11 protein-coding genes are annotated in these 14,444 nt (G+C 74.5%); 4 read left to right on the plus strand and 7 right to left on the minus strand.

All coding sequences use genetic code 11. The features are described from left to right. Positions 1-105: 105 nt before the first annotated feature. The 3 genes from FB455_RS02445 to FB455_RS02455 form a co-directional block, all read right to left on the minus strand. Entirely contained in the window at positions 106-2,595 is a 2,490-nt protein-coding gene (locus tag FB455_RS02445) for a serine/threonine protein kinase (RefSeq protein WP_013287321.1), read from the minus strand. 80 nt (positions 2,596-2,675) lie between these two features. Further along, a complete protein-coding gene (locus FB455_RS02450; protein ID WP_232236721.1) occupies positions 2,676-4,001 on the minus strand; it encodes a glycosyltransferase family 4 protein in 1,326 nt (441 codons plus the stop codon). Positions 4,002-4,128: 127 nt separating this feature from the next. Next, positions 4,129-6,072 carry an amylo-alpha-1,6-glucosidase gene (locus tag FB455_RS02455; RefSeq protein ID WP_013287319.1) on the minus strand — a complete coding sequence of 648 codons (1,944 nt, stop codon included), beginning with the start codon at positions 6,070-6,072 and terminating at the stop codon, positions 4,129-4,131. A gap of 42 nt (positions 6,073-6,114) precedes the next feature. On the opposite strand from FB455_RS02455, the gene FB455_RS02460 reads away from it, so the two are divergent. Next, on the plus strand, positions 6,115-8,835 hold the full coding sequence (locus FB455_RS02460) for an MGH1-like glycoside hydrolase domain-containing protein (protein WP_013287318.1): 2,721 nt from the start codon (positions 6,115-6,117) through the stop codon (positions 8,833-8,835). 101 nt (positions 8,836-8,936) lie between these two features. Here the strand turns inward: FB455_RS02460 and FB455_RS02465 are convergent, their stop codons facing one another. Further along, positions 8,937-10,262 carry a hypothetical protein gene (locus FB455_RS02465; protein WP_244879642.1) on the minus strand — a complete coding sequence of 442 codons (1,326 nt, stop codon included), beginning with the start codon at positions 10,260-10,262 and terminating at the stop codon, positions 8,937-8,939. A 138-nt stretch (positions 10,263-10,400) separates the two neighbouring features. On the opposite strand from FB455_RS02465, the gene FB455_RS02470 reads away from it, so the two are divergent. The 3 genes from FB455_RS02470 (at position 10,401) to FB455_RS02480 (ending at position 12,998) form a co-directional block, all read left to right on the plus strand. After that, the gene (locus FB455_RS02470; RefSeq protein ID WP_013287316.1) at positions 10,401-11,099 is read left to right on the plus strand and encodes an HAD family hydrolase; all 699 of its coding nucleotides are present in this window, start codon (positions 10,401-10,403) and stop codon (positions 11,097-11,099) included. A 22-nt stretch (positions 11,100-11,121) separates the two neighbouring features. Next, positions 11,122-11,907, plus strand: coding sequence for a DUF4184 family protein (locus FB455_RS02475; RefSeq protein WP_013287315.1), 786 nt, complete (start codon positions 11,122-11,124; stop codon positions 11,905-11,907). A 389-nt stretch (positions 11,908-12,296) separates the two neighbouring features. Beyond that, positions 12,297-12,998, plus strand: coding sequence for an AMIN-like domain-containing (lipo)protein (locus FB455_RS02480; RefSeq protein WP_013287314.1), 702 nt, complete (start codon positions 12,297-12,299; stop codon positions 12,996-12,998). Between the two features lie 38 nt (positions 12,999-13,036). Here the strand turns inward: FB455_RS02480 and FB455_RS02485 are convergent, their stop codons facing one another. From FB455_RS02485 to FB455_RS02495, 3 genes are all read right to left on the minus strand, one after another. Continuing rightward, on the minus strand, positions 13,037-13,318 hold the full coding sequence (locus tag FB455_RS02485; protein WP_225319692.1) for an SCO0607 family lipoprotein: 282 nt from the start codon (positions 13,316-13,318) through the stop codon (positions 13,037-13,039). A 71-nt stretch (positions 13,319-13,389) separates the two neighbouring features. Then, complete coding sequence (locus FB455_RS02490) at positions 13,390-13,665, minus strand: hypothetical protein (RefSeq protein ID WP_013287312.1); 276 nt, start codon at positions 13,663-13,665, stop codon at positions 13,390-13,392. 47 nt (positions 13,666-13,712) lie between these two features. Then, positions 13,713-14,144, minus strand: coding sequence for a RusA family crossover junction endodeoxyribonuclease (locus FB455_RS02495; protein ID WP_013287311.1), 432 nt, complete (start codon positions 14,142-14,144; stop codon positions 13,713-13,715). Between the last annotated feature and the right edge of the window lie 300 nt (positions 14,145-14,444).

Below are 14,444 nucleotides of genomic sequence, written 5' to 3' on the forward strand. Positions count from 1 at the left end.
TCCCGAAGATCTTGATCCAGAAAACTACGCCACTGTAGTCAGCCCGTGTGACAGCGGGGCATCAGCCGGACGGTCCACTGGGGAAGGCGCGCCGCGGCCGCCGCATCAGCCCGCGGTACGGGTGGGCCGGACCGTGCCGAGGCTCGCGCGGATGACGGCGAACTGTTTCGAGGCGGCGGGCCAGTCGGCGTCGGAGGTGGTCCAGCCGAGCGTCCAGCCGGCCCGTTCGCCGGGCAGGACACGCAACGCGCGCATCCGTTCCCCGTAGGGCGCGGTCCAGCGGCACTCCCACGCCGCGCCGGGACCGTCGGACTCCAGCCGGACCTTCTGGTAATGCGGCAGCCGGCCGGCCGAGGTCAGATCCCGCTCGGACGACTTCAGCCGGCCCACCGGATCACCGCCCGGGTACGGCTCGACGCCCAGGATGCGCCGCGTCTCCGGGTCCTGGAAGCAGGTGGTGTCGCCGGAGCGCAGTTGCAGCCAGCCGGCGGGCAGGGCGATGCGGAAGCCGCCGGTGTCGGCGGGCCAGACCCAGCCGGTCGGAACGGTCACCGGCGGGTCGTCCGGTGGCGGCCCCTTGCGGACCGGCGTGCCAGCCACGTCGGGCCGGACGCAGGGGAACGGCGGAGGCGGCACGCCCGGCCCGGGCGGGCGGTCCCAGGGGCGGGCGACGGCCTCGGTGGAACTGCCCGCCTGCGGCGTCTCGTCGCGACCACTGGTGATCGCCAGCGCGGTGCCCACACCCGTCACCACGGCCAGCAGCACGGCTCCCAGCACCAGTCCCCAGCGGTGCAGCGGGTTCCCGTCCCCGGAGGTGAGCGGGGGATCGGCGGGGCGGGGTACCCCGGCGGGCCGGGGCGGGGCGGGATGTACCGCGCCGCTGTCGACCGGTCCGCTGTGGGCGACCGGCGGAGGCTTGGCGACCGGCGCGGCGCCGTGGCCGACGATGTGCACCGGGCTGAGGGCGTCGGCGCGGGGCGCCGACTCGGGGCCGGCCGGGCTGCCCGGGTCGACGAAGCTGGTGAGGACGGTGGGGCCGAGGCTGATCGGACCCGGGCGGGCCGGCCCGCTCCGGCGCGGGTCCGGGGTCGCGTCCGGGGCGCCCTGCTCCGGCTCACCCGTGCGGCCTCGCTCCGGGTCACCGGTCCGGCTCCGCTCCGGGTCACCGGTCCGGGCGCGGCCCGGTGGCGCCGCCCGGCCCACCGCCGCCGAGCGACCGACCGCACCCGAGCCGCCGACCGCACCCGAGCCGCCGACCGCACCCGAGCCATCGGCCGCACCCGAGCCATCGGCCGCGGCCGGGCCGCCGATGACACCCGAGCCGCCGACCGCACCCGAGCCGCCGTTCGCGTCCGGACGGCTGATCGCATCCGACCGGCTGCCCGGGGACGGGGGACCGCCTGCGTCCACGCGCCCGACCGCCCCCGAGCCGCCGGCCGGGGACGACGTCCTCCCTGCCTCCGCGCGGGCGGCCGGGACGGAGCGCCCGGCTGTACCGGAGGGACCGGCCGGACCAGCCGCGCCGGCCGCGTCCCCGGATGGTGGCGCGCGGTCGCCCTCGGCGGGCGGGGCCCACTCGCTGCGCTTCGCCGCCCGGCTCCACGCGCGGGCGGCGGCGGCCGGCGGCATCAGGTCCGGGTAGATGCCGCCCGGAGCCGCCGGGTTCCCCGGTGACCCCGGCTCGTCACCCGCCGGGACGTCGGCATCGCGGCCGCCGGCCGGCCGGTCGGACGACGCAGCGGTGGTACGGCCCGCAGAGCCGGCGGCCTCCGCGTCGGCCTCCGACACCGCGGCGACGCCGAGCAGGCGGGCCGTCTCGCGGTGCCCCAGGCGGGTACGCGGATCGCGCCGCAGCAGCCCGGCCAGCACCGGCGCCAGCGGGCCGGCGTGCGGGGCCGGGTCGGGCGGCCGGGTGGCGAGCGCGGCGAGCGTGGCCATCGCGGTGCTGCGGGCGTACGGGGAGCGGCCCTCCACCGCGGCGTGCAGCGTGGCACCGAGCGACCACATGTCCGCCTCGACGCTCGACACACCCTCGGCGGCCCGCTCCGGTGCGACGTACTGGGGGGAGCCGAGGACCAGGCCGGGCCGGGTCATCGCGCCGTCGCCGCCCTGGAACACGGCCAGCCCGAAGTCGGTGAGCAGCACCCGCCCGTCCCGGGCCAGCAGCACGTTCGCGGGCTTCACGTCCCGGTGCAGCACCCCGGCGTCGTGCGCGGCGCGCAGCGCGGCGAGCACCGACAGGCCGATCTCGGCGGCCCGGCCGGGCGGCAGCGGCCCGTCGGTCTCGATGATCTCCTGGAGCGAGCGCGACGGGACGTACTCCATGATCAGCCAGGGTTCGCCCTGGACCCGGACCACGTCGTAGACCCGCACCACGTTGGGGTGGTTGAGCCGCGCGGACGTCCGCGCCTCGCGCAGCGTACGGGCGCGCAGCTCGTCCTGCTCGTTCTCGGCGAGCCAGTTCGGCGGCACGACCTGCTTCACCGCGACCTCGCGTTGCAGCTCCTCGTCGCGCGCCCGCCAGACCTGGCCCATCCCGCCGCGGCCGACCAGTTCGAGCAGGCGGTACCGCCCGGCGATCACTACCTCCTGCACCGCACTCCTCACCGCTGGTCAGTGGTCCACAATAGCCAACGGATCGGACGGTACCTATCGCATGTCAGCGCGTCCTGTTCCTAACTCGCCGCGCCGGCGAGCAGGTTCCCCTCGGGGACGGCGATCGGGGACCGGTCACCGGCCAGCAGGGCGGTGGCCCGGCGGGTCTGGAACGCGTCGTGGTCGCGGCGGGCGGTGGCGTAGGCGGCGGCGGTCCGGGCGGCGATCGCCGACCAGGTGTAGCGCCGGCTGACCATGCTGCGCGCCTTGCGCGCCACCCGCCGGGCGAAGACCTCGTCGCCGAGCAGCCGGTCGACGGCGCCGGCCAGCGCGTCCGGGTCGCCGTGCGGGAACGTCACCCCGGTGACGCCGGGCTCGACGATCTCGGCCAGCCCGCCGGTACGCGCCACAGCGAGCGGCGCTCCGGCCGCAGCCGCCTCCAGCGCGATCATGCCGAACGGCTCGTAGAGGCTGGGGATCACCGTGGCGTCGGTGGCGGCGAGCACCGCGGGAAGCTGGGTGGCGTCCATGAAACCGGCGAACCGGACCGTGTCTCCCACGTGCAGCCGCCGCGCCTGGTCGACCAGCTCGTCGCGGTACGGCCCGTCCCCGGCGATCACCACCCGCAGGCCGGGGTGCCGCTTCGCCAGGTGCGGCACGGCGTGCACGAGGTGCTGCACGCCCTTCTCGTAGACCAGCCGACCGGCGTACCCGACGAGCGGCCCGCCCGCGGCGAAGCGTGCCCGGGCGGAGGCGACCGCGTGCGGCCGCGCCCGCCAGGCCCGGTCGTCGACGCCGTTGGCGACCACGTCGATGCGTCCGGCCGGTACGCCGAACAGCCGGGCCACCTGGTCACGCATGTACCCGGAGCAGGCGATCACCCGGCCGGAGGCGTTGCTCAGCCAGTGCTCGACGCCGTGGATGGTGCGGTTCATCTCCTCCGGCAGCCAGCCCTGGTGCCGGCCCGCCTCGGTGGCGTGGATGGTGGTCACCAGCGGCACGTCCAGGTGCTCGGCCAGCGTGACGGCGGTGTGCGCGACCAGCCAGTCGTGGGCGTGGATCACGTCGTAGGTGCCGGAGGAGGCGGCGCGCAGCGCGGCCCGGGTGAGGGTGTGGTTGAACGCCATCGTCCAGGCCAGCAGCGAATCGGTGGCGAGCGGGAACCGGACCGGATCTTCGGCGGCGCGGACGACGCGGACGCCGTCGGCGTACTCCTCCAGGGGAGCGCCCTCGGCGTGGCGGGTGACGACTGTGACCTCGTGCCCGGCGGCGGCAAGCGCCACTGACAGCGCGTGGACGTGGCGGCCGAGGCCACCGACGAGCACCGGCGGGTACTCCCAGGAGAGCAGCAGCAACCGCAGGCGCCGGGCGGGCTGGATGTCGATCACTTCGGCGTCAGCTGACACGCGGCCCCCTTTGAGTTGTGGCGTCCCCACCCCGGCGGCGTCGCCGCGGTGCCGGGTGGGGTCGCCGCCCATCCTGCCGAGGGGTCGATAACCGGCGGCGACGCGCCGGTTGCCGGTCTGTAACGCGTTACCGGCGCATCCGCCGGGCGCGTAGCAGCTCGGCCACCGACCACGCCTGGAACGGGCATCCGGTGGCCGCGTGCGGCGCCGCGCCGTCGGCTGTCTCGCTCACCGAGCCCAGGCCGTCCTCGGCGAGGTGGCCCACGAGCCCCACCAGCAGGTCGTCGGTGGGCAGCCCGGCCCGGCGGTACGCGTCCAGCAGCGGCCCGGTCAGCCACGGCCAGACGGTGCCCTGGTGGTACGCGGAGTCCCGCTCGGCGGGCCCGCCCCGGTGCCGTCCGGTGTAGCCGGGGGAGTCCGGGGCGAGGCTGCGCGGTCCGAGCGGGGTGAACAGCGCCTCGGTGATCCGTCGTAGCGTGGCCTCGTCCGGCTCCAGCGGGGCGTGCGGAAGGGACCAGGCGAGCAGCTGGTTGGGACGCAGCAGGTCGTCGTCGTGGTGCGCGGCCCCGCCGAGCGGGTACGCGGGCGCCGGGGCGTCGACCACGTCGTGCAGCCAGCCGGCCGGGGCGGGGAACCGCTCCCGGAATGCGGTGGTGGCCCGGTGGTGCAGGGCGTGCAGCCCGGCGGCGTCGCGTCCGGCCAGCTCGGTCAGCTCGGCGAGCCCGGCCAGCCCGTTGATCCACAGCGCGTTGACCTCGACCGGCTTGCCGGTACGCGGGGTCACCGGCACCCCGTACACCCGGGCGTCCATCCAGGTGAGCGCCACGTCCGGCGGGCCGCCCTGGGCCAGCAGCCCGTCGGCCGGGTCGACGCCGATGCCGTACCGGGTGCCCGCCACGTGCGCCTCGACCACGCCGTGCAGCGCGGGCAGCAGCTCGTCGCCCAGGTCGGTGTCGCCGGTGACTGTGACGTGGCGGTGGACCGCGTGCAGGAACCACAGCGTCGCGTCGACGGTGTTGTACTCGACCCGGCCGGTGTCGGCCGTGTTCGCCAGCATGCCCTCGTTCAGCGTGGCCGCGTACGCCCGCAGCAGGTCCCGGCCCTCGTCGGCCCGGTTCGTGCACAGGAACAGGCCCTCGTAGGAGATCATCGTGTCCCGCGACCAGGCCCCGAACCAGGGGTAGCCGGCGACCACGTCGGGGCCGGTGGCGGTGCGTACCACGAACGCGTCGGCGGCCAGCGCGAGCGTCGCCTCGACCGCGTCGCCGGGTTCCGCCGCCGCGACCACCGCACGGCTGCGCCGCCGGGCCGCCTCGACCACGGCGGTCGCCGGTGGCGGCTCCTCGGCCAGCTCGTCCGCCCAGGCCAGCACCGACACGGTCGCGCCCGGCTCGTCGAGCGCGCCGGTGAACCGGCCCGCGTACCAGAGGTCCTCGTCCGGGTGCAGGCCGCGCTCGGCCTCCGTCCGGTGGCGCACCCCGTGCCACCACTGCCCCTCCGGGGTCCAGTCCGGCCCGGCCAGGCGGTACGCGCCGTCGATCACCGCGCCGCCGGCCGCCGGTTCCAGCCGGGGCGCCGGGCCGTCGGCGCGCCGCTCGCCGTGCGCGTCGCGCCAGGTGCAGGCCGCGGCCAGGTCCAGCCGCACCGGGCCGCCGGAGATCAGCCGGTGCACCACCGCCACGCAGGAACGGCCGTACGTCATGGCGATCTCCCGCTCGATCACCACGTCGCCGATGCGCCAGCGCCAGCGGGGCACCCCGTCGGCCAGGTCGAAGCGCTCCAGCAGCTCGAAGCCGCGCGGGTCGACCACGCCGGAGGACCACTCGTGCGCGCCGAGGCGGACCTGCCGCCCCGACGGCAGTGTCACCGCCGGGTCGAGGCTCACGAGTCCCACCTTGCGGGACGCCGGCGTGTCACCGGCCACCACGAGCAGCCCGTGATACCGGCGGGTACGCAGTCCGGCGACGGTGCCCATGGCGTACCCGCCGCGCCCGTCCGTGACCAGCCATTCCCGCGCGGCGGCGGCGGACAGCTCGCCGCAGACCCGCGGCCCGAAACGGATGTCGATCAACTTTCCTCCACCGGCAGCGAGGTGTGACATGCCACGGCGACAATGGCCGCTGTGGAGATGTACCCCGGCGGCGTCGAAGATGTGCCAGTGATCACCGACCGGTCGACCTCCGCGTCCCCCGACCCCGAGCGGCACCGGCTCGCCCAGGCCGACGCCGGGGAGCAGGACTGGCGCGCATGGGGCCCCTATCTGTCCGAGCGGGCGTGGGGGACGGTCCGGGAGGACTACAGCGAACACGGCACGGCGTGGGACTACTTCCCCCACGACCACGCGCGGTCCCGAGCGTACCGGTGGAACGAGGACGGCATGGCGGGCGTCTGCGACGACCGGCAGACGTTCTGCTTCGCGCTCGCGCTGTGGAACGGGCGCGACCCGATCCTCAAGGAGCGGATGTTCGGCCTCGGCGGCGACGGCGGCAACCACGGGGAGGACGTCAAGGAGTACTGGTGGTACCTCGACAGCACGCCGACGCACTCCTTCATGCGCTGGCGCTACCACTACCCGCAGGCCGCCTTCCCGTACGACGAGCTGGTCGCGGTGAACGCGCTGCGCGGCCGGGACGACACCGAGTACGAGCTGGTGGACACCGGCATCTTCGACGACGACAGGTACTGGGCGGTGACTGTCGACTACGCCAAGGCGTCGCCGACGGACATGTGCGTGCTGGTCACAGTGGCGAACCGGGGCGACGAGGACGCGACGCTGCACGTGCTGCCGACGCTGTGGTTCCGCAACACCTGGGCGTGGGGCCTGCCGGGCACCGACCGGATGCCGAAGCTGACCGGCGAGGAGGCCGGGGAGCGGGGCGGCGCCCGGCTCGTCGGTGACCACTGGGTGCTCGGCCAGATCCTGCTGGAGGGCGACGGCGACCCGGTGCCGCTGCTGTGCGACAACGAGACCAACGCCGAGCGGCTCTGGGGGCTACCCGGGCGGTCGGCGTACCCGAAGGACGGCATCAACGACCACGTCGTGGCCGGCGCGGCCACCGTCAACCCGGACCGCACCGGCACCAAGGGCGCGCTGCACTACGTGCTGGACGTACCGGCTGGCGAGCAGCGGCAGATCCGGCTGCGGCTGACCCGTACCGCGCCGCCGCCGGCCGCCGCGCCACCCGCCCCGGCCGACCTGGGCGACGGGTTCGACACCGTGCTCTGGGCGCGCCGGGCCGAGGCGAACCGGTTCTTCGACAGCGTCATCCCGGCCGCCGCCACCGCCGACGAGGCCCTGGTCGCGCGCCAGGCCATCGCCGGGCTCATGTGGGGCAAGCAGTTCTACCACTTCGACGTCGAACGCTGGCTCGCCGGCGACCCCGGCTCCGCGCCCCCGCCGTCCGGCCGCCGGCACGGGCGCAACAGCGCCTGGTGGCACATGAACAGCTTCGACGTGATCTCCATGCCGGACCCGTGGGAGTACCCCTGGTACGCGGCCTGGGACCTGGCCTTCCACTGCGTCACCATCGCCCGGGTCGACCCGGGCTTCGCCAAGGAGCAGATCCTCCTGCTGCTGCGCGAGTGGTACCTGCACCCCAACGGGCAGATCCCGGCGTACGAGTGGGCGTTCGGGGACGTGAACCCGCCGGTGCACGCCTGGGCCGCGCTGAAGGTCTTCGAGATCGACGGCTCCCGGGATCACGAGTTCCTCGCCCGGGTGATGCACAAGCTGCTGCTCAACTTCACCTGGTGGGTCAACCGCAAGGACACCGGCGGCAACAACGTCTTCGAGGGCGGCTTCCTCGGGCTGGACAACGTCGGCCCGTTCGACCGCTCGGCCGCGCTGCCGGTCGCCGGGGTGCTGGAGCAGTCCGACGGCACCGGCTGGATGGCCATGTACGCGCTCAACCTGCTCGACATGGCGATCGTGCTGGCCGAGCACGACCGTGCGTACGTGGACACCGCCACCAAGTTCTTCGAGCACTTCGCGTACATCGCCGCGGCGGCGTACCACCAGGGGCTGTGGGACGCCGAGGACGCGTTCTTCTACGACGTGCTGCGCCTGGCCGACGGGACGAAGGTGCCGCTGAAGGTGCGCTCGGTGGTCGGGCTGCTGCCGCTCGCAGCCGTCACCCGGCTCACCGCCCGGACCATGCGGCGGCTGCCCGAGCTGGGCGCCCGGCTGCGCTGGTTCCTCACCAACCGCCCCGAGTACGCCGAGGTGATCGGCGCCCGCCGGATCGGGCCCGACGGCCGTCAGCAGCGGCTGCTGTCGATGGTCGCCCCGGACCAGGTGGTACGGCTGCTGGCCCGGATGCTCGACACCGACGAGTTCCTCTCCGAGTACGGGCTGCGCACGCTGTCCCGGGCCCACCTGGACAAGCCGTTCACCGTCACGCTCGGCGGGCAGGAGTTCAGCGTCGGCTACGAGCCGGCCGAGTCGACCAGCGGCCTGTTCGGCGGCAACTCCAACTGGCGCGGCCCGATCTGGATGCCGACGAACTTCCTGCTGATCAGCGCGCTGCGCGACTACGCCGCGTTCTTCGGCGACGACCTCCAGGTCGAGTACCCGACCCGGTCCGGCGTGAAGCGCACGCTCGACGAGATCGCCGACGACCTGTCCGCGCGGCTGATCTCGCTGTTCACCCGCGACGGCTGGGGTCGGCGGCCGATCTACGGGGCCGCCCAGCTGTTCCAGACGCACCCGGACTGGCGCGACCTGATCTGCTTCCCGGAGTACTTCCACGGCGACAACGGCGCCGGCCTGGGCGCCTGGCACCAGACCGGGTGGACCGCGCTGGTCGCCGACCTGATCCTCACCTTGCGCCGCTGACGCGGCCGAACCCTCACCTTGCGTCGCTGACGCGGCCGAACCCTCACCTTGCGTCGCTGACGCGCGGGGCGCGACGGGAAGCCCCGCCGAGCCCCGCACGCTCACGGCAGCGGCAGGAACGCCAGCCGGGCGTGGTACTCGCCGGCCACCGTCACCGTGTCGCTGCCGACCCACAGACCCCGGTCGGTGGCGTACAGCTCGCCGGTGCCCACCCCGCGGTCCTTGGTCGGGTTCCAGGGCAGCGCCTTGCCCGTGGTCGGGTGGATCGCCCCGATGCCCGGCCGGGACACCGCGCCCGGGCCGGCCGAGTTGCGGCCCTGCGGGTTGTCCAGCCAGCGCTGGTGCCCGCCGACGTAGACCGCCGTGCCGGTCACCGCCACCGACAGCAGCGTGTCGCCGCCGGTGTAGTTGGCCCAGGTCGGCTGTTTGCCGCCGGTGGCCGTACCGAACTCGAAGCGTGCCGCGGCGTCGCAGAGCGTGCCGGGGAACGCCGCGCCGGTGGTGACCACCGCGAACCAGGTGCCGTCCGGGGAGATGTCCACCCCGCGCAGGTACGACGGCATCGACCGCGCGCACTGCGGCTGGTAGCGGTCGGTGGCCCAGCCGGAGAGCGTGGCGCCCGCGCCGGACAGGTTCGCCACCGCCAGCTGGTGCCGGGCCACCCCCGCCACCGTGCTGAAGTTGCCGGCGAACACCAGCCGGGTGCCGTCGGCGGAGACGTCCAGCGCCTCGACCTTCACCGGCGCGGTGGCGCCGGACGTGGTCTTGCGCGGGCCGGCCAGGTTCAGGTTGACCGACGCGTCGGCCGCCCCGGTGGTGGCGTTCACCGCCGCCAGGGCACGCCGGGTCACCCCGCCGACGGTCTGGAACGCGCCGCCGACGATCAGCCGGTTGCCGACCAGGCGTACGTCGTTCACCTGGTTGTTCAGCGCCGGCGTGGTGAAACCGGCGACCCGGGCGCCGGTGGCCGCGTCGATCCGGGCCAGCCGGGACGCCGCCGTGCCGTTGACAGTGGTGAACGCGCCGCCGATGTAGAGCGAGCGGCCGTCCGGCGCGGCGGCGAGCGCCTTGACCGCGCCGTTGACCTGCGGCCGGAACGTGGTGTCGATCCGGCCGGTGGTCGCGTCCAGCGCCACCAGCCGGGGCATCGCCAGCTGGGCCGACTGGCCGGCGTTGCGCACCTTGGTGAACGTGCCTGCCACGTACACGCGGGTGCCGATCTGGAGGATGCGGTGGACGGTGCCGTCCAGCGCGTGCGGCGTCCAGTCGACCGGGTTGGTGCCGACCTCTGTGGTGTGTGAGGCGTTGACGGCCAGCGCCGGGGATCCCGGCAGCGCCGCGCCCGCGACGGCGAGCGTCGCGGCCACCGCGACGGCGGCGCGCCGCCGGCGCCGTCGTCCAGGTGGATGATCGGGTGAGATCGTCATGGCCGAAGCATGCCGTCGGACCAGGGATTCCGCAGTCGGGTAGCCGCCGGTAACGGGCCGCCGACCGGATAATCCGCGTGGCCCGTCCGGCGGTCGGACAGTACGGTGTGCGAGGTCCGCGAGGGGGAGGGGGACGCGATGCCGTCGCGCCGGGACGCCGCCGTGCTGGTCTTCGACGCCGACGACACGCTCTGGGAGAACAACGTCCTGTTCGAGCGCGTCATCGACGACTTCCTCACCTGGCTCGACCACCCCACGCTGGACCGGGCCCGGATCCGCGCGGTGCTCGACGACATCGAGCGCGCGAACGCCGTTGCGCACGGCTACGGCAGCAAGGTCTTCCTGCGCAGCCTCGGCGAGTGCCTGGAGAAGCTGCGCGAGCGTCCGGCCACCGCGCGGGAGCGCACCGAGATCGAGCAGCTCGCCGCGGCGCTGGTCGGGCACCACGTGGAGCTGATGCCGGGCGTGGCCGAGACGCTCGACGACCTGGCCGGGCGGCACGAGCTGCTGCTGCTGACCAAGGGCGAGCGCGAGGAGCAGCAGCGCAAGCTGGACGCGTGCGGGCTGCTGCACCACTTCCGCGCCGCGCACATCGTGCCGGAGAAGGACGCGGACACCTACCGCTGGCTGGCCCGCGAGCACGCCTTCGACCCGGCCGCCGCCTGGATGATCGGCAACTCGCCGCGCTCGGACATCCTGCCCGCGCGGGCGGCCGGGATGAACGCGGTCTTCATCCCGAACGAGAACACGTGGGTCCTGGAGCACGACGAGCTGGACCCGTCCGACCAGTGGGTGATCCGGCTGGCCGCGTTCCCCGACCTGGTCCACCACTTCTGACCGGGCCGGTAACGTCCGGGACGTGCCGCTGACCTTCCCGTCGCACCTGGCGCCGGTGCTGCCGCTGAAGCTGTGGCGGCCGGGCTGGTTCGACGGGGTGGCGCTGTGCACCGGCGCGGTGGCGCCGGACGTCGCGTACCTGTTCACCGGCACGGCGCCGGCCCAGAACCTGCGCACGCATACGCTCGGCGGCCTGCTCTGGTGGTGCCTGCCGGTCGCTCTCGTGTACGCCTGGGTGGTGCGCCGCGTGATCGCCGGCATTGCGGTGCACCTGCCCGGGCAGCGGTTGTTCGGCTGGCCCTGGTACGCGAGCCTGGCCCGGGTACGCCACCCCTGGCAGGTCACCGTCTGCTCGGTGCTCATCGGCGCGTTCAGCCACGTGGCGTGGGACCGGGTCAGCGACAGCGAGCGGCTGCCCCGGCTGCTGGGGATCGCCGACTTCCACGCCGTGACCGGCGTGTACTGGTACCGGTTCGTGGACGTGGTGGCCGGTCTCGCCGGTGCGCTGCTGGTGGTCGTCCTGGCCGTCTCCGAGGCCCGCCGCGGCGTGCGGACCGGTGGCGTACGCGAACCCGTGCCGGAGGCGAACCCGTTGGTGTTCTGGCGGGTGGCGCTGGCGGTCACCGGGCTCGGCGCGCTGCTGATGCCCGCGCTGCCGGCGGCCGGCGTCCCCGCCCCGGCGGGCATCCGGGCGCTGCACGTGGCCGCGCTGGCGCTCGTCGCCGGGGCCGTCGCGGCCCGGACCGTCCCGCCGCGACCGGCCGGGCGCAGTCCGCGTCTCGAAGTCGAACAGCGCGAAACCGGCTGACCCCGTTACGCCGACATGCCGCAATTCGGCATAGACATCAATCACAAGCGCGGTCGCCGGTCATCGCTTGTCCGGCCTGCGCGGACGCGCCTAACCTGAGCCGGCGCCCACGTCTCGTCGGGGTGAGACGGGGGCGCACCGGAGTCCGGTGGTAAGAGCACCGTGGAGCTGAGTGCGGGCATACCGGCTCGCCGTGCGGAGCCCGGCGGAAGGCGTCGTGCCACGCCTGCCGCGTTCCCGCGGCGCAGACCGCTACCGAACCGGACGGCCGGGGTCAGGACCGGGGAGTTGCGGACCCGGTCCTGACCCGTCCGGCACCCCTCACCGCCGCCCGGATTGCCGGTGGGACACCTCTGGTGCGCGGGCCGGTCACGGAGCGACACTGAGTCATGACACCTCAGCGCGTACCGCTGCTCGCCGGCCTGGTCGTGCTGTTCGCGGCGGCCTGCACGGCGACCGGCCACGACGGCGCGTCCCCGGCGCCCACCCCGACGGTCGCGGCGGCGTCCGCGCCGGCCGGGACCGATGCGCCGGAAGCCACGCCCACCCCGCCCGTGCCGACCGAGGCCGCGTCGACCGCCGGATCCTGGCGCGTCACCTGGGGCTGGGCGGTGCCCGGCGGCCCCGCCCGGGTGACCCATCGGGTACGGGTGCCGGTCACCCCGCCGCCCGGGGAACCGCTGCCCGTCCTGGTGGCGGTCGACGTCGGCGACCACCCGGCGGAGGGGTTCAGCCGGATCACGTTCGCCTTCCGCGGACCCACACCGTCCTACGAGGTCGCCTACGTGCCGCAGGTGGTGACCGAGGGGCGTGGAGCACCGGTCGCGCTGCCCGGCACGGCGTACCTGTCGGTGCGTTTCGAGCCGGCCCAGGCGCACGACGCCCGCGGCGGCGGTACGGCGGACCTGCCACCGGCGGCCATCCGCTTCCCGACGCTGCGCGGATGGGCCGTGGCCGGCGACTTCGAGGGGCACCTCAGCTTCGGGCTCGGCCTGCGACCGCCCGAGGGCGGCCGGCTGCCGGTGCGGCTGGGGGAGGGCGACCGCCCGGACGGCACGCACGTCGTCTCGGTCGACGTGCGGCGGAGCTGACGCGGCCCGCACCGGCGGGACCGGTGCGGGCCGACGGGTCAGCGGTCGATGATGTTGTTGTTCTCGTCGATGCCGTGGGTACGCCAGTAGACGTCCCACTCGTCGTCGACGTGCTTCGGCACCTTGCCCTCCGGGTAGCGCACGTACGGCGGCGTCGGTTCCTCACCGTCCGGCACGCAGGAGCTGCCGCCCTGCGGGCCGACCGCGATCACCGGGTACTCGTCGCTGCCGCAGATGCTCTGCCGCAGGGAACAACCGGTGGTCGCCATCAGCCCGGCCAGCCCGAGGACGGCAAGAACGACCATGATTCGAGTTCGCACGGGGAGAATTGTCGTCGCCGCGGGCGGCCCCGCCATCGGTACGGGTACTCAATTCTCGTGACGTCGGTGACTCAGGTCAGCTCGCCCCGCACGATCGCCACCGCCACCCGGCAGAACTCGTCCATGTCCGGCTGGAAGCCGGCCGCGATGTCCGGGTGCAGGCCGGAGCGGGTCTCGTCGAGCAACCGACGGCAGACGTCCTCCACCGGCTCGCCCGCGTAGCCGGCGCGGACCCGGTCGGCGGCCGCCTGGAGGGCCGAGGTCAGCTGATCCTCAAGCGGGCCGCGCAGCTTCTGCTGCACAGGGTCGAGCCCGCTCGGATCGAGCGTGACGTGTGGCTCCGACATCGGCACTCCCTTCCTCGTCGTCCGCGGTACCCCACCGCGGACGTCGGTCAAACCATCGTCGGTACGGCCGACACCCGGACCCGATACGAGAAATCCTCCGCCGGCTCCTCGACGTACGACAGCCGGCGGATCTGCCGGTCGTCGGACCAGAGCGCGACGTCGACCAGCACCCCGAGGTGGGCGAGACCGATGCTGGAGACCCGCTTCTTGTCCTGGAGCACCGCGCACACGCCGCCCAGCAGCGTGCTGGCGTCGGAGGTGCGGTGCCCGGGCGGACAGCGCAGGGTCAGGTCCACCTCGACCGGCCCGGTCAGCGGGGTCCACCCGGTGCGCTGGGCCGCCGTGCAGGCGGCCTGGAGCAGGGTGCGGACCCTCGTCGCCTGCCGGTGCCCGGCGGCGAAGATGGACAGGGCCTCGGTCTTGACCGGGGGCAGGCCGCTCACCTCGAACGTCAGGGCGAGAGCGCGGGTGTCCTGCACGACGGCACCTCCTCGGGGGAATCCTGCCCAACCGGGGAACGCGCGCACGGCACTTCCCGTCAGAACCAACCGATCGGGCGGGCGATGGGGGACGGCCGGAGGCGCATCGGCGTCGACGGCGACGCGCCGGCTACGGAGCCAGCCCCACGCTAGTGCAGACCGCTGACGCTGGGTAGCCTCGCCGTTTCACTACGTGGGACGACGTGTCGATCGCCCCGGCCCGGTTCGTGCCGTCGCCGTCACATGTCCGTGATGTTTCGCTCCGTCGCAGGTCGGGCACGTTCAGCCGCACGACACGCC

This window comes from Micromonospora sp. CNZ296, assembly GCF_007827635.1.

Coding starts and splice junctions, on each gene's coding strand:
- FB455_RS02460 (WP_013287318.1), top strand. CDS start 6,115: ATGGCCGCTGTGGAGATGTACCCCGGCGGCGTCGAAGATGTGCCAGTG.
- FB455_RS02465 (WP_244879642.1), bottom strand. CDS start 10,262: ATGACGATCTCACCCGATCATCCACCTGGACGACGGCGCCGGCGGCGC.
- FB455_RS02470 (WP_013287316.1), top strand. CDS start 10,401: ATGCCGTCGCGCCGGGACGCCGCCGTGCTGGTCTTCGACGCCGACGAC.
- FB455_RS02480 (WP_013287314.1), top strand. CDS start 12,297: ATGACACCTCAGCGCGTACCGCTGCTCGCCGGCCTGGTCGTGCTGTTC.
- FB455_RS02490 (WP_013287312.1), bottom strand. CDS start 13,665: ATGTCGGAGCCACACGTCACGCTCGATCCGAGCGGGCTCGACCCTGTG.